Annotated in this window: 15 protein-coding genes; 14 read left to right on the top strand and 1 reads right to left on the bottom strand. The window is 69.7% G+C overall.

The window, feature by feature from the left end; all coding sequences use genetic code 11:
• Positions 1–367 precede the first annotated feature (367 nt).
• Positions 368–3,088 carry an aconitate hydratase AcnA gene (gene acnA, locus A949_RS0117595; protein WP_019357339.1) on the top strand — a complete coding sequence of 907 codons (2,721 nt, stop codon included), beginning with the start codon at positions 368–370 and terminating at the stop codon, positions 3,086–3,088.
• 174 nt (positions 3,089–3,262) lie between these two features.
• On the opposite strand, the gene A949_RS0117590 is transcribed toward acnA, so the two are convergent.
• Positions 3,263–6,661, bottom strand: coding sequence for a GH92 family glycosyl hydrolase (locus A949_RS0117590; RefSeq protein WP_026004760.1), 3,399 nt, complete (start codon positions 6,659–6,661; stop codon positions 3,263–3,265).
• A gap of 325 nt (positions 6,662–6,986) precedes the next feature.
• On the opposite strand from A949_RS0117590, the gene A949_RS39525 reads away from it, so the two are divergent.
• The 13 genes from A949_RS39525 to A949_RS33725 all read left to right on the top strand — a co-directional run.
• Positions 6,987–7,121: a hypothetical protein gene (locus A949_RS39525; protein WP_272944205.1), complete on the top strand. Its 135-nt coding sequence runs from the start codon at positions 6,987–6,989 to the stop codon at positions 7,119–7,121.
• Between the two features lie 26 nt (positions 7,122–7,147).
• A complete protein-coding gene (gene ngcE / locus A949_RS0117585) occupies positions 7,148–8,572 on the top strand; it encodes an N-acetylglucosamine/diacetylchitobiose ABC transporter substrate-binding protein (protein ID WP_019357337.1) in 1,425 nt (474 codons plus the stop codon).
• A 175-nt stretch (positions 8,573–8,747) separates the two neighbouring features.
• Positions 8,748–9,668 (top strand): ABC transporter permease subunit, encoded by a 921-nt coding sequence (locus A949_RS0117580; RefSeq protein ID WP_026004759.1) that lies wholly within the window; start codon positions 8,748–8,750, stop codon positions 9,666–9,668.
• Between the two features lie 19 nt (positions 9,669–9,687).
• Complete coding sequence (locus tag A949_RS0117575; protein ID WP_019357335.1) at positions 9,688–10,629, top strand: carbohydrate ABC transporter permease; 942 nt, start codon at positions 9,688–9,690, stop codon at positions 10,627–10,629.
• Positions 10,630–10,863: 234 nt separating this feature from the next.
• The gene (locus tag A949_RS0117570) at positions 10,864–12,123 is read left to right on the top strand and encodes an extracellular solute-binding protein (RefSeq protein ID WP_019357334.1); all 1,260 of its coding nucleotides are present in this window, start codon (positions 10,864–10,866) and stop codon (positions 12,121–12,123) included.
• Between the two features lie 52 nt (positions 12,124–12,175).
• The gene (locus tag A949_RS0117565) at positions 12,176–13,120 is read left to right on the top strand and encodes a carbohydrate ABC transporter permease (protein ID WP_019357333.1); all 945 of its coding nucleotides are present in this window, start codon (positions 12,176–12,178) and stop codon (positions 13,118–13,120) included.
• Complete coding sequence (locus A949_RS0117560; RefSeq protein WP_019357332.1) at positions 13,120–14,043, top strand: carbohydrate ABC transporter permease; 924 nt, start codon at positions 13,120–13,122, stop codon at positions 14,041–14,043. Before A949_RS0117565 ends, A949_RS0117560 begins: the two co-directional genes overlap by 1 nt.
• A 304-nt stretch (positions 14,044–14,347) precedes the next feature.
• A complete protein-coding gene (locus A949_RS0117555) occupies positions 14,348–15,532 on the top strand; it encodes an ROK family transcriptional regulator (protein WP_026004758.1) in 1,185 nt (394 codons plus the stop codon).
• Positions 15,533–15,697: 165 nt separating this feature from the next.
• Entirely contained in the window at positions 15,698–16,810 is a 1,113-nt protein-coding gene (locus A949_RS0117550; RefSeq protein ID WP_019357330.1) for a substrate-binding domain-containing protein, read from the top strand.
• 67 nt (positions 16,811–16,877) lie between these two features.
• Entirely contained in the window at positions 16,878–17,684 is an 807-nt protein-coding gene (locus A949_RS0117545) for an ATP-binding cassette domain-containing protein (protein ID WP_074999911.1), read from the top strand.
• Positions 17,681–19,009, top strand: a complete 1,329-nt coding sequence (locus A949_RS0117540) for an ABC transporter permease subunit (protein WP_019357328.1) — start codon at positions 17,681–17,683, stop codon at positions 19,007–19,009. The genes A949_RS0117545 and A949_RS0117540 overlap by 4 nt, the downstream gene beginning before the upstream one ends.
• A gap of 423 nt (positions 19,010–19,432) precedes the next feature.
• A complete protein-coding gene (gene dxs, locus A949_RS0117535; RefSeq protein WP_019357327.1) occupies positions 19,433–21,349 on the top strand; it encodes a 1-deoxy-D-xylulose-5-phosphate synthase in 1,917 nt (638 codons plus the stop codon).
• A gap of 407 nt (positions 21,350–21,756) precedes the next feature.
• Positions 21,757–22,455 (top strand): glycosyltransferase family 39 protein (locus tag A949_RS33725; RefSeq protein ID WP_037706687.1); only part of this gene is annotated, 699 nt, incomplete at its 3' end.

The raw sequence follows: 22,455 nt of genomic DNA, 5'->3' as shown, positions 1-22,455 counted from the left end.
CCGCCTGCTCCCGCCGCGCCAGGAAGCTCCGCCCGGCGCCGGTTGCCTCCGCGCGGACCCTCCGTCCCGCACCCCGGCACCCCGGCCGGCTCGGCGGTCCGCGGTGCGGGGCGCCGCGCCGCGGGGCAGCACCGCCGACCGGGTGTCGGCGCGGCTCGCGGAGGGCACCCGGGGGCAGGCATGACCGGCGGCCGGTCGTGTACTAGAGTTATCTCGACATCGAGATAACTGGCGACGGCATACGTCGCGGTCGCTGTCGCAGGGCGAGGAGCTGTTCGGTAAGGATGGTAAGGCTTACCTAACTTCTTCTCCCGCTCACCATAGCGCACCGGCGGCCGATGCACTCAAGGCACTGAAGGAGACTGTCGTGTCGGCGAACAGCTTCGACGCCCGCAGCACGCTGCAGGTGGGCGACGAGTCCTACGAAATCTTCAAGCTGGACAAAGTAGAGGGCTCCGCCCGGCTGCCCTACAGCCTGAAGGTCCTGCTGGAGAACCTCCTCCGTACCGAGGACGGCGCGAACATCACCGCCGACCACATCCGCGCGCTCGGCGGCTGGGACCCCGAGGCGCAGCCCAGCCAGGAGATCCAGTTCACCCCGGCCCGGGTGATCATGCAGGACTTCACGGGCGTTCCCTGCGTCGTCGACCTGGCGACCATGCGCGAGGCCGTCAAGGAGCTGGGCGGCGACGCCGACCGGATCAACCCGCTCGCCCCGGCCGAGCTGGTCATCGACCACTCCGTCATCGCCGACACCTTCGGTACCTCCGACGCGTTCAAGAAGAACGTCGAGCTGGAGTACGGCCGCAACCGCGAGCGCTACCAGTTCCTGCGCTGGGGCCAGGGCGCCTTCGACGAGTTCAAGGTCGTCCCGCCCGGCACCGGCATCGTGCACCAGGTCAACATCGAGCACCTGGCCCGCACCGTCATGGTCCGGGACGGCAAGGCGTACCCCGACACGCTGGTCGGCACCGACTCGCACACCACCATGGTCAACGGCCTCGGCGTGCTGGGCTGGGGCGTCGGCGGCATCGAGGCGGAGGCCGCGATGCTGGGCCAGCCCGTCTCGATGCTCATCCCGCGGGTCGTCGGCTTCAAGCTCACCGGTGAACTGCCCACCGGCACCACCGCCACCGACCTCGTGCTCACCATCACCGAGATGCTGCGCGCGCACGGTGTCGTCGGCAAGTTCGTGGAGTTCTACGGTCAGGGCGTGGCCTCCGTGCCGCTCGCCAACCGCGCCACGATCGGCAACATGTCGCCGGAGTTCGGCTCCACCGCGGCGATCTTCCCGATCGACGAGGAGACCATCAACTACCTCAGGCTGACCGGCCGCAGCGCCGACCAGCTCGCCCTGGTCGAGTCGTATGCCAAGGCGCAGGGCCTGTGGCACGACCCGGCCCAGGAGCCCGAGTACAGCGAGTACCTGGAGCTCGACCTGGCCACGGTCGTCCCCTCCATCGCCGGCCCGAAGCGCCCGCAGGACCGCATCGCGCTCGCCGACGCCGCCCACAAGTTCGGCCAGGACGTGGTCAACTACGTCTCCGAGGCCGACACCGACGAGGCCGGCAAGGAGTCCTTCCCGGCCTCCGACGCACCGGCCGTCTCCAACGGTGTGCCGAGCAAGCCGGTCCAGGTCACCGGTCCCGACGGGGTCACCTACGAGATCGACCACGGCGCCGTCGCCGTCGCGGCCATCACCTCCTGCACCAACACCTCCAACCCGTACGTCATGGTCGGCGCCGCGCTGCTGGCCAAGAAGGCGGTGGAGAAGGGCCTCACCCGCAAGCCCTGGGTCAAGACCACCCTGGCCCCCGGCTCGCAGGTCGTCATGGACTACTACGACCGGGCGGGGCTCACCCCCTACCTGGACAAGCTCGGCTTCAACCTCGTCGGCTACGGCTGCACCACCTGCATCGGCAACTCCGGCCCGCTGCCGGACGAGGTCTCCCAGGCCGTCAACGACAACGACCTGGCCGTCGTCTCGGTGCTCTCCGGCAACCGCAACTTCGAGGGCCGGATCAACCCCGACGTCAAGATGAACTACCTGGCGTCCCCGCCGCTGGTGGTCGCCTACGCCCTGGCCGGGTCCATGAAGGTGGACATCACCCAGGACGCGCTGGGCACCGACCAGGACGGCAACCCCGTCTACCTGGCCGACCTGTGGCCCTCCGAACAGGAGGTCGAGGAGGTCGTCGCCTCCGCCATCGGCCAGGAGATGTTCACCAAGGACTACGCCGACGTCTTCGCCGGCGACGCCCAGTGGCAGGCCCTCCCCGTCCCCACCGGCAACACCTTCGAGTGGGACGCCGAGTCCACCTACGTCCGCAAGCCCCCGTACTTCGAGGGCATGGGGATGGAGCCCGCGCCGGTCACGGACATCTCCGGCGCCCGGGTGCTGGCCAAGCTGGGCGACTCGGTCACCACCGACCACATCTCCCCGGCCGGCGCCATCAAGGCCGACACCCCGGCCGGCCAGTACCTCACCGAGCACGGCGTCCAGCGCCGCGACTTCAACAGCTACGGCTCCCGCCGCGGCAACCACGAAGTCATGATCCGCGGTACGTTCGCCAACATCCGGCTCCGCAACCAGATCGCGCCCGGCACCGAGGGCGGCTTCACCCGGGACTTCACCCAGGACGGCTCCCCGGTCTCCTTCATCTACGACGCCTCGCAGAACTACCAGGCGCAGGGCACCCCGCTGGTCATCCTCGCGGGCAAGGAGTACGGCTCCGGCTCCTCCCGCGACTGGGCGGCCAAGGGCACCGCGCTGCTCGGCGTGCGGGCCGTCATCGCCGAGTCCTACGAGCGCATCCACCGCTCGAACCTGATCGGCATGGGCGTCCTGCCGCTGCAGTTCCCCACCGGCGGCTCGGCGCTCGACCTGGGGCTGACCGGTGAGGAGACCTTCTCCATCACCGGTATCACCGCCCTCGACGAGGGTGACGTCCCCGCCACGGTGAAGGTGACCACGGACACCGGCGTCGAGTTCGACGCCACCGTCCGCATCGACACCCCCGGCGAGGCCGACTACTACCGCAACGGCGGCATCCTGCAGTACGTCCTGCGGTCGCTCATCCGCGACTGACCGGACCGACCGCGCGACGGCGGGCCGCACCCTTCGAGGGTGCGGCCCGCCGTGCTGTGCGCCGCCGCATTTCCGGGCCGGGGCCGGGCCGTCCGTACTGTCGGCGGCGTCCACGGGTCGGCGGCGTGCTGCACGGGCGGCGCCCCGCGCAGGCGCCCCGCGCAATCGCGTCGGTCAGCGTCTGCCGAGGAGTTCGAGTTCGCCGAGGCGGCTGCCCTCGGTGGCCGGGAGCAGGCGGTAGCGGGTGTAGTGCGCGCTGCGGGGGAGGGTGAAGACGCGGGTCTGCTTGTCCCAGCGGAACGTCTCGTCCGCGCGCCGGTCCAGGGTGTGCCAGCGCTTGCCGTCCCGGGAACCCTGCAGCCGCCAGCCGCCGGGTGCCTCGGTGTGGTCGTCGGAGGTGAGGGTGTACGCCGTGACGCGGGCACCGCCGGCCACCGGGACGGTGCCGGACGCGGCGTCCGCGGCCGTGTCGGAGGTGTCGTCCAGCAGTGGGGAGTCACCCGGTTCGCTGACGTCGGCGACCGGTGTCGGCGCCCGGTCGCCGCGGGTGAGCGAGGTCGGTCCCGCGTCGCGGCCCGAGCCCCACTTCGACGGCTTCGGGCCCATGGCGAACTCCAGGGTGCCGCCGTCGGCCAGCAGTTCGTGCGGCAGCGCGGTGGAGTTCCAGCGTTTGCCGTCGACCTTCAGGCCCTGGACGTAGACGTTCTCGGCGCTGTTCTTCGGCGCCTCGATCACCAGGTCCCGGCCGTTTTCCAGGTGGACGGTGGCCTTGGTGAACAGCGGTGAGCCGACCGCGTACTCGGGGGAGCCCATGACCAGCGGGTAGAAGCCCAGCGCGCTGAAGACGTACCAGGCCGACATCTCGCCGTTGTCCTCGTCGCCGGGATAGCCCTGGCCGATCTCGCTGCCGACGTAGAGCCGGGAGAGCACCTCGCGGACCTTGGCCTGGGTCTTCCACGGCTGCCCGGCCGCGTCGTACAGGTAGGGGATGTGGTGCGAGGGCTGGTTGCTGTGCCCGTACATGCCCATCCGTACGTCGCGGGCCTCGGTCATCTCGTGGATCACGCCGCCGTAGCTGCCCGCGTACTTCCGCTCGGCCGTCTCCGGAGTGGCGAAGTAGCGGTCCAGCTTTTCGGCGAGGCCCGGGCGGCCGCCGTACAGGGCTGCCAGGCCGCGGGTGTCCTGGGGTGCGGTGAAGGCGAAGTTCCAGCCGTTCGTCTCGGTGTAGTCGTAGCCCCAGACGCGCGGATCGTACTCCTGCGGAGACAGTCGCCAGGAGCCGTCGGGTTCCCGGCCCTGGAAGAAGCCGGTCTTCTTGTCGAAGAGGTGGACATAGCCGCGGGCGCGCTGGGAGAAGTAGGCGGACTCCTCCCGGTAGCGTTTCTTGCCGGTCTTCTTGTAGAGGGCCTTGCCCATCCGGGCGATCCCGAAGTCGTTGAGGTAGCCCTCCAGGGCCCAGGACAGCCCCTCCTTGGTGTCGGTGCTCGTCCAGCCGAGGAAGGGGGAGGTGGCCATGCCCTTGCGGCCGACGCCGGGGTCGGGCGGGGCGACGGTGGCGTTCTTGACGGCGGCTTCGTAGGCGGCTTCCGCGTCGAAGTCGACGCCCTTGAGGTAGGCGTCGGCGAAGGCGACGTCGGAGGAGGTGCCGGTCATCAGGTCGGCGTAGCCGGGGGAGGACCAGCGGGAGATCCAGCCGCCGTCCTTGTACTGCTGCACGAACCCGTCGGCCATCTTCCCGGCCTGTTTCGGGGTGAGGAGGGAGTAGGCGGGCCAGGTGGTGCGGTAGGTGTCCCAGAAGCCGTTGTTGACGTACACCTCGCCGTCGACGATCTTCGAGCCGGTCCTGGTGGGGGTGTCCGGACCGGCGGCGGGGGAGAAGGGGCTGGCGTAGCGGGTCCGGCCGCCGACCCGTTCGTGACCCGCGTTGGGGTAGAGGTAGAGCCGGTAGAGGTTGGAGTAGAGCGTGGTGAGCTGGTCGGGGGTGGCGCCCTCGACCTCGATGACGCCCAGCAGATCGTCCCACCGTGCCCGGGCCCGCTTCCGCACCTGGGCGAAGGAGCGGTCGGCGGGGACCTCGGCGCGCAGATTGGCCTTCGCCTGCGCGACGCTGATCAGCGAGGTGGCTATCCGCATGGTGACGGTGCGGTCCGCTCCCGGCGCGAACCGCAGATAGCCGGCGGCGTCCTTGCTCCCGCCGTCCTTCAGCTTGCTGCCGCCGGTGGTGGGCGCGTCGAACTCGGCGTGCACGAACATCCGGGTCGCGCCGGTGGACAGCCCGCTGCGGACGTCGGACCAGCCGCTGACGGTGCCGCGGCGGGTGTCGAGGGTGAGGCCCGCGTGGTCGTCGACGTTGTCGAACAGGAGCGCGGCGGCGTCCCGCTTCGGGAAGGTGAAGCGCATCATCGCCGCGTGGTCGGTCGGGGTGACCTCGGCGCGCAGCCCGTTCTCGAAGGTGACGCCGTAGTAGTGCGGCCTGGCCGTCTCCTCCGAGTGCCGGAAGGGGAGTGCGCGGGCCGTACGGGAGGCGCTGGGGGTGCCCTTCGCGGTCGAGGGCATCACCTGGAACGTCTGCCGGTCGCCCATCCAGGGGCTCGGCTCGTGGCTGGCGCTGAAGGCCTGGAGCGCCGGCAGATTGTCCGCGTTGTTCTTCCGCGCGTACTCGTACAGCCAGCTCTTGGCGCCCGCGTCGGTCACCGGCGTCCAGAAGTTGAAGCCGTGGGGGAGCGCGGTGGCGGGGAAGGTGTTGCCGCGCGAGAAGGAGCCGCTGGAGAGGGTGCCGCGGGTGGTGCGGACGTGGTCGGACAGATGGGCCTTGGGGGCGGCCGGGCGCTGCGGGGCGAGCCGCAGGTCGTCGAGCCAGCCGGCGAAGGCGCGGGAGCCGGTCGCAGGTCCGGACGGCGCGTCGTAGCCGAGCAGGACGCGGTCGACGGTCCGGCCTTCGGCGACCCGGCCGATCCGGGCCTCGACGTTGTTCCACTGGTTGACGTGCAGCGTCCTGGCGGCGCCCTGCGCGGCCGGGGTGAGCCGGGTGCCGTGCCGGTCGGCGGCGCGCAGGTCGCCGAGGCGGCTGCCGTCGGTGAAGACGAGGTCGACGGCGACGTGCGTGGCGGCGTAGGAGCGGTCCTGGCCGGTCATCTCGGGGAAGAGCCGGTAGGAGAGCACGGTGTCGCGGGTGACGGTGACATCGACGTCGAAGATCTTGTTGTACGCGTATCCGCGGCCCGGTGCCGCGTGGTCGCCCGCGAAGCGCAGGGCGCGGGTGCCGGTGAAGCCGGCGCCGGTCTTGGCGGTGGGCGAGGACTCGGGTCCACCGCCGGTGCGGGTGGCCAGTCCGGGGCGGCCGTCGGCGCTGACTCCGTCGGCGCGGGGTCTGCCGTCCGGGCCGGTCTCGACGGTGTCGTTCCAGTCGGGCGGTGGCGTGTCCGCCTCGAACGAGGAGGCGAAGCGGGTGGCCCGCGGTCCGGTTCCCGGGTCCGGTGCCGCGACGGCCGTGGTGGCCTGTGCCGTGGCGGTGACGAGCAGCGCGAGGAGCACGGCGAGCGCCCGGCGGCGCGCGGCCGTCCGACGGGACAAGGCCCGCAGCAGGCCCCGCGGTTCGCGGCGGAGCCGGGGTGCGGGGCCGGATCCGGCGTCGGACCGGGTACGGGGTTGCGGGCTGCGGCGCACACGCACCTCTCAACAGGCGAACAGGCCGACAACGTTGTCAGATTGTGGATATCAGCGACAAGTAACGTACGTCTTCCCCTGAGTGTCAAGGGGAGTCGGGGATTCCGGAGGAACTCGGGGTAATCCGCCGGAAGGAGGGAATCGAAACAGGTCTCAACTCGGGAAAGATGGCGGACGGGAATGTTCTCGATCTTGCCCGGATGGCGAAGAGTGGACTATACCTGTCCGCACCTTGAGCGGTACCCGCGCACGGACGCCGCCCCAGCGCCGCACCATCCGCACGATCCGCACCACCCAGCTCCAACTGACCCGCGGTGTCGGGCCCTTCGCCGGTGGCGAGTTGACGGGAGACCGGTACACCGCCTGAGTCCTGAAGAAGGCGAGGACTTGAGCATGGGAACCAACAGCGTCAACCGTCGCGACATCGTCAAGGCCACCGCGGCCGGACTTCTCGCCGTGCCGGCCCTCGGTTCGCTGACGTCCTGCGCCACCGGTGGTGGTGAGGACACCAAGGCGGAAAAGGGCGAGAAGACGGACAAGAATCCGCTCGGCGTCAAGAAGGACGCCGGACTGCAGGTCTACGTCTTCAACGGCGGATACGACGACAAGTACGCGCGCTTCGTCAGCGACATGTACGAAAAGCGGTACACGAAGGCCGAGGTCGACCAGAAGCGGACCGAACGCATCGCCACCCAGGTCCAGCCGCGGATCATCAAGGGCGACCCGCCGGACGTGGTCAACAACTCCGGCGCCGAGATGATGTCGATCTCGAAACTGGTCAAGAACAAGCAGGTCAGCGATGTCACCGAACTGCTCGACGCGCCGAGCTGGGACGACCCGGACGTCAAGGTGCGCGACACCCTGGTGCCCGGTGTCGTGGAGATGGGGCAGTTCGGCGGCGACGCCTGCTACCAGCTCAACATCGCCCAGACCGTGTACGGCATCTGGTATTCGGACCGGATGCTCCGCGACACGCTGGAGGCCGAATACCCCAAGACGTGGGACGACATGCTGGCCCTCTGCAAGAAGGCCAAGAAGAAGGGGCTGCACGGCTGGACGTACCCGGCGGGCCACCCCCGCTACATGTTCTTCAGCATGTACGCCATGTTCGGCCAGGCGGGCGGGCGCAAGCAGCTGGACGCCTTCGACTATCTGGAGCCGAACGCCTGGAAGACCGACGCCGTCAAGCAGGTCTTCGAAGCGTATGAGGAACTGCTCGCCAAGAAGTACGTGCTGACCGGTTTCGACGGAAAGAACGCCCACATCGAGGCGCAGACCGCCTGGACGAAGGGCAAGGCCGTCTTCATCCCGGACGGCTCCTGGGTGGAGAACGAGGCGAAGGACACCACTCCCAAGGACTTCGAGATGCGGGTCGGCGCCACGCCCTCGCTCGACAAGGGTGACGCGATGCCCTTCGGCACCCTCTACGCGCCGCCCGGTGAGCCCTACATCGTCCCGGCCAAGGCCTCGAACCGGCGGGGCGGGCTGGAGTGGATGCGGATGATGTACAGCAAGAAGGCCGCGGTGAACCTCTTCCACGAGGTCTCCTCGATGCCCGTGGTCAAGGGCGCCATCGACGGGATGAAGCTGCCCCCGGGGGTGGAGAGCGCACAGCAGGCCGTCAAGGCCGCGGGCGACGACATCGTGATCGCCTTCTTCAAGGAGTGGTACGCCGACCTGTGGCGGGTGGACTTCGACGCCGTCGTGGGGAAGTTCATGAATGGCGAGACATCGGTGAAGGAGGCCATGAGCGCGATGCAGAAGGCTGCCGACCGCACCGCCAAGGACCCCGACGTCACGAGGATCAAGAAGTCCTGAGCGACCGGGCGGCGGGCACGGACCCGGGGAGAATCGGAGCGGCGTGAAGACTGAGACACGGCCGGCCACGGGCGGGCAGACGAGCGGCAAGCGGGCTGTCGGGCGGACCCGGGCGGGCGGGGGCGCGGCCTTCGCGCTGGCCGTCGTCCTGCCGCCCCGGTTCACCCCCGAGCGGGTGCGCAACGACCGCAGATACCGCACGCTGGACAAGTACCGCTTCATCGTGGGCTTTCTGGCCCTTCCGCTGGCCTTCTACGCGGTCTTCGTCATCTCCCCGTTCCTCCAGGCGATCTACTACTCGTTCACGGACTGGGCGGGCGGTGCCACGGCGAACTTCGTCGGCTTCGACAACTACGTGAAGATGTGGCACGACGAGCGGTTCTGGGCCTCCCTGCAGTCCAGTCTGCTGCTGCTGGTCGTCGTTCCGCTGGTCACCCTGGCGCTGGGCATCTTCTTCGCCTACATGATCACCGCGGGCGGACGGCACCGCAGAGGACAGGCGGTCTCGGGCGTGGCGGGCTCCTCGCTCTACAAGATCGTCTACTTCTTCCCGCAGGTGCTGTCCATCGCGCTGATCGCCGTGGTCTGGCAGCAGGTCTACAGCTCCCGCAGCGGCCTGCTCAACGGCCTGCTCGGCTCCGTGGGGCTGGAGGGACTCGAACAGCGCTGGCTCGGCGGTGACTACAAGCTCGCCCTCTTCTCGACCATGGCGGTGATCGCCTGGAGCTTCGTCGGCTTCTACGTGGTGCTCTTCTCGGCCGCCATGGGCGCCATCCCCAAGGACATCTACGAAGCCGCGCTGCTGGACGGCGCCGGGCGCGCCGCCACCTTCTTCCGGGTCACCCTGCCGCTGATCTGGGACACCGTGCGCACCGGCTGGATCTACATGGGCATCCAGGCCCTGGACGCCTTCGCGGTCGTGCTGATCATGGTGCCGCCGCACGCGCTGAAGGTGACCCCGGTCTACCTCTACGAGCGCTTCCGGGAGGGGCAGTTCGGCTACGCCACGGCCATCGGCGTGGTGCTCCTCGTCCTCAGCATGGTCTTCACACTGATCGTGATGCGGGTCGGGCGCCGTGACCAGATCGAGTACTGAGAAGCGGGGAAGCGAAGCGATGAGTGCCGAACCGATGTCCACCGACACCGTCACCGACCGGGCGGAGGAACCCGCCGCGTCCCCCTCCCCGCGCGCCGCCGGGGACGCGGCGCGCTCCGGCCCGGGGCGCGGCGGGAGCGGCGTGCTGAACGTCTTCTCGCACGCCTTCCTGATCGCCTGGGTGGTGATGGCGGCCGGGCCGCTGATCTGGGTGGCGCTGACGGCCTTCCGCCCCACCGCGGACTTCCTCAACGACCCGATGGGCCTGCCGACCTCGCTCCACTGGCAGAACTTCGTGCACGCCTGGACCGAGGCCAAGATCGGCCGGTACGCGTTCAACTCGGTGATCATCCTGGCGGGCTCGCTGACCGGCACCATGCTGCTGGGCTCGATGGCGGCCTATGTCATCGCCCGGTTCACCTTCCCCGGCAACCGGTTCGTCTTCCTGCTGTTCGCCGGCGGCATGATGTTCCCGGTGATCCTGGCGCTGATCCCGCTCTTCACGATCATGGACAACATGTCCCTGCTGGATACCCGCCCGGGCCTGATCATCGCCTACATCGCCTACTCGCTGCCCTTCACCACCTTCTTCCTCACCTCGTTCTTCCGGACCCTGCCCAGCGGGGTCCAGGAGGCGGCGATGATCGACGGGGCCTCGCACACCCGGACGTTCTTCCAGGTGATGATGCCCATGGCCAAGCCGGGCCTGGTGAGCATCGGGATCTTCAACTTCCTCGGTCAGTGGAACCAGTACCTGCTGCCGCTGCTGCTCAACAACGAGGACGAGAACAACTACGTGCTGCCCCAGGGACTCGCGGCGTTGACGGTGTCGCAGGGGTACGCGGGAGACTGGGGAGCCCTGTTCGCCGGGCTGACCATCGCCATGGTGCCGGTGCTGGTGGTCTATGCCGTCTTCCAGCGGCAGGTGCAGGCGGGCCTGACGGCCGGTGCCCTGAAGTAGGCAGGTCTAATCCTCCGTGGGGCGCAGTGATTTCAGGTTGGCCACGAAAGTGGCCTAGACCTGTGCGGCGGAATATGCCGTGAGTAGTCTCTGCGCCGTAGCGGCACGGGGGAACACCTCACCGAGCGGTCGGGGCCCTCCTCGACCGACGCTGCCCGGGAGGTCCGGGTCGCGCCCGGAGTGTGACGCATCACCTGCGAGCAAGTCGACACCGATGTCGAAGGGTTGAGCAACATGAACAAGAGAGCAGCGGCGGCCGGCGCCGCAGTGCTCGCCATGGCACTGAGCGTGACCGCCTGCGGCGGTGACAGCGGGGGCTCCGGGGACAAGAACACCATCAAACTGGTGGCCGCCGACTACGGCGACAAGAAGTCCAACGCCTCCAAGATCTACTGGGACAAGGTGGCCGAGGACTTCGAGAAGCAGAACAAGGACATCAAGGTCGACGTCCAGGTCATCAACTGGAACGACATCGACAAGCAGGTCAAGACGATGATCCAGAGCGGCAACGTGCCGGATCTGCTGCAGACCGGCGGCTACGCCGACAAGGTCGCCGACGACCTGCTCTACAAGGCGGACGACGTCCTCTCGCCCGCGACGCAGAAGAACCTCATCCCCTCCTTCGCCAAGGCCGGCGAGGTGGACGGCACCCAGTACGGCATCCCGTGGGTCTCCTCCTCGCGCGTGCTCTTCTACAACAAGGAGGTCTTCAAGAAAGCGGGCATCAAGAACCCGCCGAAGACCTGGGACGAGCTGGCCGACGCCGCGGAGAAGATAAAGAAGTCCAAGGCCGCCGACACCCCCTACGCGCTGCCCCTCGGCCCCGAGGAGGCCCAGGGCGAGATGATGATGTGGGAGCTGGGCAACGGCGGTGGCTACACCGACGGCAGCGGCAAGTACACCATCGACAGCGCCAAGAACGTCGAGACCTTCAACTGGCTGCAGGACAACCTGGTCAAGCCGGGGCTGACCTACTCCAACCCGGGCACCACCGACCGCAAGACCGCCTTCGCGGACTTCGCGGCCGGCAAGGCGGGCATGCTCAACGGCCACCCGAGCCTGGTCCAGATGGCCAAGCAGGGCAAGGTCGACTACGGCGTCACCACCATCCCCGGCAAGGACGGGCCGCTGAAGTCCACCCTCGGCGTCGCCGACTGGATGATGGCCTTCAAGGACGGCGGCAAGCAGAAGCAGATCAAGAAGTTCCTCGACTTCGTCTACTCGAAGAAGATGCTGAAGTTCGACGAGATGTACAACTTCCCGCCCGTCACCCAGGACGCGCTGGAGACGATGCAGTCCAACGGCAAGCACGAGGACCTGAAGCCCTTCTTCGACGAGCTGCAGAACGCGAAGTTCTACCCGCTGGGCGACCCGTCCTGGGACGTCGTCTCCGCCGAGATCAAGAAGAGCGGCGGCAAGGCGGCCAAGGAGGACCCGAAGAAGGTCCTCGGCGACCTGCAGAAGAAGGCGGAGGAGGCGGCGGCCGACAAGTAGGCCGCGGGCCGCATAACCCAGCACCTCCGTACCGCAAGGAGACCCCGTGTCAATGAAGGCCCCGCCGTCCCCGGCCCGCAGGAGCCGGGGGCGGGGAGGGCAGTCCGGCCGGCCGGTCCGCCGCACGAGCGGCGGGCTGGCCCGGCTGGGCCCGCTCCCCTGGATCGCCCCTGTCGTCCTGCTCATTCTCGCTGTCGTCGTCTGGCCCGTCATCGAGCTGATCAGGACCTCGTTCCTGAACATCAGCATCGCGGGGATCGTGCGGGGCTCGGCCGGCACCGACAAGTACAAGAAGCTCTTCGACGAGACCGACTTCGGGCACGTCCTGCTGTGGACCGTGCTGTGGACGGTCGTGGTCGTCGGCGTGACGATGCTGCTCTCGCTGTGCCTGGCGCAGCTGTTCAACCAGAACTTCCCGGGCCGCCGCGTCACCCGCTGGGCCCTCATCGCACCCTGGGCCGCCTCGGTGCTGATGACGGCGATCGGCTTCAAATGGATGCTCAACCGGACGGCCGGTGTCCTGAACACCGTCATGATCGATCTGGGCATCATCGACTCGTCCAAGGACTGGCTGGGATCGGCGGGTACCGCCTGGCCCTGGATGATGTTCGTGGCGGTCTTCGTCTCGCTGCCCTTCACCACCTACACCTTGCTGGCCGGGCTCCAGACGATCCCGGCCGACGTCTACGAGGCCGCGCGGATCGACGGCGCCGGCTCCTGGCAGACCTACAAGGGCATCACGCTGCCGCTGCTGCGCCCGGCTTTCCTCGTCGGCGTGGTCATCAACCTGATCAACGTCTTCAACTCGTTCCCGATCATCTGGGCGATGACGCAGGGCGGACCGGGCAGCGACACCGCGACGACCACGGTGTTCATGTACAAGCTGAAGGAGACGGACATCGCCGAGTCCGCGGCGATGTCGGTGGTCAACTTCGCGATGGTCGTCGTGCTCGTGCTGATCTTCCTGAAGGTCAGCCGGTGGAACGAGGAGGACTGATGGCGACCGCAACCCAGACCGCCGGAGCCGGCCCCGGCCGCGACCCCGAGTCCGCCGAGCGGGCTCCCGCCGCGCCGGCCAGGCCGGTGGCGCGGCCGCCGAAGCGCGTCTTCCGGCCCCGCACCCTGGTGATCACCGCCGTGGCCTGGCTGCTCGCGGCGCTGTTCCTCGCGCCGTATCTGGAGATGATCGTCACGGCCCTGCGGCCGGCGGACGAACTGCGGGACCGCACCTATCTGCCGGACACGCTGAACTGGTCGAACTTCATCGACGTCTGGAAGGAGTCCTCGCTCGGGGACAACCTCCAGGTGACGCTGCTGATCTCCGGCGGCGCCACGATCCTGGTGCTGCTCGTCTCGCTGCCGGCCGCGTACTACACGGCGCGGATGCGGTTCCGGGGACGCAAGTGGTTCCTGCTGCTGGTGCTGGTCACCCAGATGTTCCAGCCGACGGCGCTGCTGGTGGGGCTCTACCGGGAGTTCCACCAGCTGGAGATGCTCAACTCGATCTGGACGCTGATCCTCAGCAACGCCGCGTTCAACCTGGCCTTCGCCGTGTGGATCCTGACCGCCTACATCGGGTCGATCCCGCCGGAGCTGGAGGAGGCGGCGATGGTGGACGGCACCAGCCGCTTCGGGGCGATGATCAAGGTGACGCTGCCGCTGGCACTGCCGGGCGTGGTGACCGCGGTGATCTTCACCTTCATCACCTCCTGGAACGAGTTCGTGATGGGGCTGACGCTCTCCACCGAGCCGGACAAGCAGCCGCTGACCGTCGGGATCAACAACTTCATCGGCGCCTACACGGTGCAGTGGAACTACCTGTTCGCCGCGTCGGTGGTCGCGATCATCCCGGTGATCGTCCTGTTCGCCTTCATCGAGCGGCACGTGGTCTCCGGCCTGACCGCGGGCTCCGTGAAGTGACCGCCCGCCGCTCCCTCGCCGGCCACCGGCCGGCCGGGGAGCGGTCGCGCGCGGCTCCGTGGCGCGGACTGCGCCGAGCGCCGTACACGGGCAGAAAGCGGGCATAGACTTCTGCATGCCCGTGGCTGTTCCCGGGTCCCCGGCCGCCGCCGGGGACCCGGCGCTTTCTCCCCGCTCAGCTCCGTATGATGAGCCACAAATGAGCACCAGCTGTTCCCCGCCCGGTTCGCAGGGCTTGACGGGAAGAACCGCCGGGGCTCTGCTAAGGGTTCAGATGTTGGAGACAAGCGGGGAGTGAACAGTGGTGGAGACTCCGGGGTCGCAGTCCTCGCTGCACCGGGCCAATCTCGAGCGTGTCGTACGGGCGGTCCGGATGGCCGGTTCGCTCACCCAGGCGGAGATCGCCCGCGGCACGGGGTTGTCGGCGGCGACCGTCTCCAACATCGTCCGTGAGCTCAAGGACGCCGGGACGGTGGAGGTCACGCCCACCTCGTCGGGCGGACGCCGGGCCCGTGCCGTCTCGCTGAGCGCCGACGCCGGGATCGTCGTCGGGGTCGACTTCGGCCACTCCCACCTGCGGGTCGCCGTCGGCAACCTGGCGCACACCGTGCTGGCCGAGGACGCCGAGCCCATCGACGTGGACGCCTCGGCCGAGCAGGGCTTCGACCGTGCCGAGCGCCTGGTGCGGCGGCTGGTGGGGGAGAGCGGCATCAGCCCGGGCAAGGTCATCGGCATCGGGCTGGGCGTCCCGGGCCCCATCGACATCGAGACCGGTGTGCTCGGCTCCACCGCCATCCTCCCCGGCTGGGCGGGCACCAACCCGCGCGACGAGCTCGCCGCGCGGACCGGGGTGCCCGTCTACGTCGACAACGACGCCAACCTCGGCGCGCTCGGCGAACAGGTCTGGGGTGCCGGCCACGGCGCCCGCGACCTGGCCTACATCAAGGTCGCCAGCGGTGTCGGCGCCGGCCTGGTGATCAACGGCCAGATCTACCGCGGCCCGGGCGGCACAGCGGGCGAGATCGGGCACATCACGCTGGACGAGTCCGGCCCGGTCTGCCGCTGCGGCAACCGCGGCTGCCTGGAGACCTTCACCGCGGCCCGCTACGTGCTGCCGCTGCTGCACTCCAGCCACGGCACGGATCTGACCATGGCCCGGGTGGTGCGGCTGGCGGCGGAGGGCGATCCGGGCTGCCGCCGGGTCGTCGCGGACATCGGCCGCTACATCGGCAGCGGTGTCGCCAGCCTCTGCAACCTCCTCAACCCCTCGCGGGTCGTGCTCGGCGGCGACCTCGCGGAGGCGGGGGACCTGGTGCTGGGTCCGGTGCGGGACTCGGTCGCGCGTTACGCCATCCCCAGCGCGGCGCGCCGACTGAAGGTCCTTCCCGGCGAACTCGACAGCCGCGCGGAGGTGTTGGGCGCCCTCGCGCTGGTCCTCGACGAGATGGGCGACGCCACCCTGGTGGACGCCGCGTCGGCGGCTGCCTGAGGGGCGTCCCGTTCACCGGACAGCAACATCCTGGGTTTCTGTCTTCAACGGATGGCATCGTTGTCGTCTCGTTAAGTATTAGCTTATTGACCGCGGAGTTTCCTGCGAGTTGACTTCCGGACACCCCGGCCGCACCGCCGCGGCCCCGTCAGGGAGGTCTCTGAAATGCACGCAGCGCTGCGCGGCATCGCCCTCGGCACCATCACGCTCTCGCTCGCCCTCAGCACAGCCGCCTGCGGCAGTGCGGACCAGGCGGACGGCAAGGACAGCGACAAGTCCAAGAAGGGTCCGCTGACCATCGGGCTGCTGCTGCCCGAGAACCAGACGGCCCGCTACGAGCGGTTCGACAAGCCGCTGATGGTCAAGAAGATCAAGGAACTGGCGGGCAAGGACACCAAGGTCCTCTACGCCAACGCCAAGCAGGACGCCAACCTGCAGCAGCAGCAGGTCGAAACGATGATCACCAAGAAGGTCGACGCACTGATCGTCGACGCGGTGGACGCCAAGTCGATCTCCAGCTCGGTCAAGAAGGCCGACGACAGCGACATCCCCGTCGTGGCCTACGACCGGCTGGCCGAGGGCCCGATCAAGGCCTACACCTCGGTCGACAACCCCCGGGTCGGCAGAATCCAGGCCCAGTCCCTGCTCGACGAGCTGGGCGACAAGGCCGACAAGGGCAAGATCGTCATGATGAACGGCTCCGTCACCGACCCGAACGCCAAGATGTACAAGGACGGCGCCCACTCCGTCCTCGACGGCAAGGTGAAGATCGGCAAGGAGTACGACACCAAGGAGTGGAAGCCGGAGAACGCCAACGAGAACATGAAGGGCGCCATCTCCTCGCTCGGCAAGAAGAACATCGTCGGCGTCTACTCCGCCAACGACGGCATGGCGGGCGGCATCATCACCGCGCTGAAGCGCGCGGGCTTCGACAAGGACAAGCTGCCCCCGGTCACCGGCCAGGACGCCGAGCTCAACGCGGTGCAGCGGATCCTCGCGGGCTCGCAGTTCATGAGCGTCTACAAGCCCTACGTGCCCGAGACCTCGGCGGCCGCGGAGTTCGCCGTCGCGCTGGCCCGCGGCGAGTCCCTGGACAAGATCGCTTCCTCGAAGACCGACAGCCAGTCCGAGAAGGGCGTCCCGACGAAGATCGTCACGCCGCTTCCGCTGACCAAGGACGACATCAAGAAGTACGTCGGCAAGTCCGGATTCTTCACGGCCAAGGAGATCTGCACCGCCGACTTCAAGAAGGCGTGCACCGAGGCGGGCATCAAGTAACCCCTCAGGCGGCCGGCCCGCCCACCGCCGCGGCGGTGGGCCCGGGCACGGCCCCGGGGCAGAAGGAGTGATTCACGTGTCCGCTACGCCCGTGCTGGCGTTGCGCGGAGTCTCCAAGCGGTTCGGCGCCGTCCAGGCGCTCACGGACGTCGAGCTGGAGGTCCACCCCGGCGAGGTCGTCGCACTCGTCGGGGACAACGGTGCAGGAAAGTCCACCCTGGTCAAGGCCATCGCGGGCGTCGGCCCGGCCGACGAGGGCACGGTGGAATGGAACGGCGAACCCGTCCGGATCGACCGGCCGCACGACGCCCAGGAGCTGGGCATCGCGACCGTCTACCAGGACCTTGCGCTGTGCGACAACCTCGATGTCGTCGGGAACCTCTTCCTCGGCAACGAGATCAAGCCGCGCGGGATCCTGGACGAGGTGGAGATGGAGCGCCGCGCCCGCGAGCTGCTCTCCACCCTCTCCATCCGCATCCCCAGCGTCCGCGTCCCCGTCGCCTCGCTCTCCGGCGGGCAGCGGCAGACCGTCGCCATCGCCCGCTCCCTGCTGGGCGAGCCGCGCGTCGTCATCCTCGACGAACCCACGGCGGCGCTCGGTGTCGAGCAGACCGCGCAGGTCCTCGACCTGGTCGAACGGCTCCGGGAGCGGGACCTGGGGGTGCTGCTGATCAGCCACAACATGGCGGACGTCCGGGCCGTCAGCGACCGGGTCGCGGTGCTCCGCCTCGGCCGCAACAACGGGACGTACACGGTGAGCGAGACCACCCAGGAGGAGATCGTCTCCGCGATCACCGGGGCGACCGACAACGTCGTCACCCGCCGCGACGCCCGTACCGCCCAGAACGCGCGCCCGAAGGAGGTGCAGCAGTGACCACCGACACCCCCACGAACGGCACGCCGGCCGACGACGCGCCCGTGGACATGGCGAAGGCCCCGGAGGACGGGGCGAGCGGAGCGCCGGCCCCGGCGGCCGAGGTCTCCACCGTCGACCCCCGGCTGCTGGTGCGCCAGCAGGGCTTCAGCGGATATCTGGACGTCCTGCTGCGCCGGCTGCGGACCGGCGAGCTGGGCTCGGTCCCGGTCGTCATCGGCCTGCTGGTCATCGGTGTGGTCTTCCAGCTGCAGGACTCGGCGTTCCTGAGCGCGAACAACCTCAGCAACCTGTTCGTGCAGAGCGCGGGCACCGGGCTGATCGCCGTCGGGATCGTCTTCGTGCTGATCCTCGGCGAGATCGACCTGTCGGTCGGTTCGGTCAGCGGCATGGCCGCTGCGGTGCTGGCCGTCCTCAACATCAACCACGGGATGAACGAGGTCCTGGCGGTCCTGCTGGCCATCCTCACCGGGATGGCGGCCGGTGCCGTCCACGGCTTCTTCTTCGCCAGGATCGGCGTCCCGGCCTTCGTGGTCACCCTGGCGGGTCTGCTGGGCTGGAACGGCCTGATGCTCCAGATCCTGGGGCCGAGCGGAACGATCAACCTCGACGGCGACGGCGTGGTGGCGCATCTCACCAACTACTACTTCGCCGACAAGGCGGCGGCCATGGGCCTGGCCACCGTCTGCGTGCTGGCCTTCCTGGCCTTCTCGCTGCTGGACGCGCGGCGGCGCAAGGCGGCCGAGGTCCCCAGCCGCCCGCTGAGCGAGATCCTGCTGCGCACCGTGATCCTGGCGGTCCCGGCCTACGCGGCGGCGGCCGTCTTCAACTCCTACCGGGGGCTGCCGCTGGCCGTGGTGATCTTCCTGGGCATGGTCGTCCTCGGGGACTTCGTGCTGCGCCGTACGGGCTACGGCCGCAAGGTCTTCGCCGTCGGCGGGAGCAGCGAGGCGGCGGGCCGGGCCGGGATCAACGTGCCGCTGATCCGGATCACGGTCTACGCGATCGCGGGAACGATGGCGGCCGTCGGCGGACTGTTCCTCGCGTCACAGATCAATGCGGCCAACCAGTCCTCCGGCGCGGGCAGCCTGCTGATGAACTGCATCGCCGCAGCCGTCATCGGCGGCACCAGCCTCTTCGGCGGCCGCGGGAAGACCTGGTCGGCGCTGTTGGGCGCGCTGGTCATCCAGTCGATCAACTCGGGCATGGCGCTGCTGGGCACCGGCTCCGCGCTGCGCGACATGATCACCGGCGCGGTGCTGCTGGCCGCGGTGGTGATCGACTCGGTCTCCCGGCGGACGCAGAAGACCGCCGGGCGGGCCTGACCCGCCCGGGGCCGGAGGCCGCGGGAGGGACCCTCGGATGGGCGTCCGGCCTGCGGGTCCACTCGGCCCGACGGCGGATTCCGAGTCCGCCGCACAGTGGCCCGGCCTGCGGCCGGGCCACCAGGGGTACCCCGGGAGATCCTCCCGGGGTACCCCTCGCGCGTGACCGGCCCGGGGGCGCTCCGGAGCGGGTCCGGGACCGGCGCGGGCCGGTGGGGAGACCGGCGGGGGCTCGGCATTCGTGTGACTGAGTTGCCACCGTCCGGTGAACCCGTGCGGCGGCGGAACATTAGACTTTGGGAGCACCTCTTCCGGACCCGGTCCGGTGGTACCTCCGGGCCGCGGCCCGGAGGAGGAATCGGTACGGTCCGACAACGACGGCTCTCGACAGCGTTCGATCACGCTTGACGCAAGGAGGTACGGGTGGCGTTGCTGACCCGCATCAGGGGACCACGCGATCTGGACCGGCTCGCTCCGGAGCAGCTCGAGGAGCTGGCCGAGGAGATCCGCACCTTCCTGGTCGAAGCGGTCTCCAAGACCGGTGGCCATCTGGGTCCGAACCTGGGCGTGGTGGAGCTGACCATCGCCTTGCACCGGGTGTTCGACTCGCCGAGAGACCGGGTGCTGTTCGACACCGGGCACCAGTCGTATGTGCACAAGCTGCTGACCGGGCGGCAGGACTTCTCGAAGCTGCGGCTCAAGGGCGGCCTGTCGGGTTACCCCTCGCGCGCCGAGTCGGCGCACGACGTGATCGAGAACTCGCACGCCTCGACGGTGCTGGGCTGGGCGGACGGCCTGGCCAAGGCGAACGAGGTGCGGGGCGCCGACGACCATGTGGTCGCGGTCATCGGCGACGGCGCGCTGACCGGCGGAATGGCCTGGGAGGCGCTCAACAACATCGCCGCGGCCCAGGACCGGCCGCTGGTGATCGTGGTCAACGACAACGAGCGCTCCTACTCGCCCACCATCGGCGGACTCGCCGACCATCTGGCCACGCTGCGCACCACCGACGGCTACGAGCGCTTCCTCGCCCGCGGCAAGGACGTGCTCAACCGCACCCCGGTGGTGGGCAAGCCGCTGTACGAGACGCTGCACGGCGCGAAGAAGGGGCTGAAGGACTTCATCGCGCCGCAGGGGATGTTCGAGGACCTGGGGCTGAAGTACGTCGGCCCGATCGACGGGCACGACATCACGGCGGTGGAGTCGGCGCTGCAGCGCGCCAAGCGGTTCGGGGGCCCGGTGCTGGTGCACTGCCTCACCGAGAAGGGGCGCGGCTACCAGCCGGCCCGGCAGGACGAGGCCGACCAGTTCCACGCCGTCGGGGTCATCCACCCCGACACCGGGCTGCCGGTGAAGTCCTCGGGTGCCGACTGGACTTCCGTCTTCAGCGAGGAGATGGTCGCGCTCGGCCGGGAGCGCAAGGACGTCGTCGCCATCACGGCGGCCATGATGCGGCCGGTCGGACTGCACGCCTTCGCACAGGAGTTCCCCGAACGCGTGTACGACGTGGGGATCGCCGAGCAGCACGGCGCGGTCTCCGCCGCCGGGCTCGCGACCGGCGGACTCCACCCCGTCTTCGCCGTCTACGCCACCTTCCTCAACCGCGCCTTCGACCAGCTCCTGATGGACGTGGCACTGCACCGGTGCGGCGTGACCTTCGTGCTGGACCGCGCCGGGGTCACCGGTTCGGACGGCGCCTCGCACAACGGCATGTGGGACATGTCCATCCTCCAGTGCGTGCCCGGCCTGCGGCTGGCCGCGCCCCGCGACGCCGACCAGGTGCGCGCCCAGTTGCGCGAAGCCGTCGAGGTGGACGACGCGCCGACCGTGGTGCGCTACTCCAAGGGCGCCGTCGGCCCCGCCGTCCCCGCACTGCGCCGGATCGGCGGCATGGACGTGCTGCGGGAGCCCGCCGAGGACGCGGCCGGCGATGCGCTGATCGTGTCCGTCGGAGCGCTGGCGCCGATGTGCCTGGAGATCGCCGACCTGCTGGACAAGCAGGGCATCACCGCCACCGTGGTGGACCCGCGCTGGGTCAAGCCGGTCGACGAGGCGCTCCCCGCACTGGCGGACCGGCACCGGGTCGTCGTCACGGTGGAGGACAACAGCCGTGCGGGCGGCGTCGGCTCCGCCGTGGCGCAGGCGCTGCGGGACGCAGGAGTGGACGTGCCGCTGCGGGACTTCGGCATCCCCGAGCGCTTCCTGGACCACGGCTCCCGCAAGGAGATCATGGCGGAGATCGGGCTGACCGCGCCGGACATCGCCCGGCAGGTGACGGGACTCGTCGCCAAGCTGGAAGGGCGCTTCGACGCGGCGCGTGCCGAGGTGGCCAGCGACTGACCCGCGCACCGCGCACCGCGCCCCGCGGCTCGCCGGCCGCGGGGCTCCGCTCGGCGCTGTCCGGCGGATCCGGTGTGCCCCTCGGGGCCCGGCCGCTGTGGTCCGGGCCCCGAGGGGCGCCCGCACCCGGAATCGTCTCCCGCACCGGCCCGGTGCGGGACCGTGGGTGCAGCGCCCCGGCAACGGGCGGGACGGGCCGCGGCATCCGGGCGGCGGCCGGAGCCGCAGGGCCGCCCAGGACGAGCCGAGCCCAGGACGAGCCGAGCCCAGGACGAGCCGAGGACACCGCGGCAGGCGACGGGCGCGGGGCGGCCGGCGGGTGGGCCCCCGGCGGAGGGTCCGCCGGTCGGGGGGCGATTCCGGGGCCGGGGAGGCCGCGGCCCCGGCGGCTCGCTAGATTGAGCGGTATGCCGTTGTCCCCTGCCACGGAGCGCCCTACCACCGCCGCGCGCGCCAAGGAGGCGGTGGCGAACCGGACGCGGCTCCTCGCCGTCCTCGCCGTGCTCACGATCCTCACCCGCCTCCCGTCCTTCGCCCGCACGCCGTGGAACCCGGACGAGGGATATCTGGCCACACAGGCGCGTCAACTGGCCGACGGCGGCGTCCTCTACGACACGGTCGTGGACCGCAAGCCTCCGTTCGTGCCGCTGCTCTACCGGGGTGCCTTCGCGGTCTTCGGCGACGGTTCGCTGTGGCCGGTGCGGGTCGCGGCCGTCGTCGCGGTCGTGGTGGGTGCGGCCCTGGCCGCGTCCCTGGCGTCCGGCCGCTGGGGTGAGCGGGCCGGGTGGACGGCGGGGATCTGCTACGTCTTCCTGTCGGTGGGGCTCAAGCCGGAGGACACCCAGGCGGCGACGTTCGAGGTCTTCATGCTGCCGTGGACCGTCGCCGCGATCTGGTACGCCGAGCGCGCCCGGTGGCTCGGGGCCGGGCTGGCGGTCGCCGGAGCGGTGCTCTCGAAGCAGACCGGCGGTGCGGTGCTGCTGCCAGTCCTGGTGCTGCTGTGGCAGCACCGGGCCGGCTGGCCGGCGGTCGTCCGGGTGGCCGCCGGAGCGGCGCTCCCGGTGGTGATCGCTGCTCTCGCATTCGATCCGGGACGGTTCCTGTAC

Origin of the sequence: Streptomyces sp. AA1529 (genome assembly GCF_000280905.1) — a bacterium.
Classification (GTDB): Bacteria; Actinomycetota; Actinomycetes; order Streptomycetales; family Streptomycetaceae; genus Streptomyces.
This window is presented reverse-complemented; position numbering and strand designations above follow the sequence as displayed.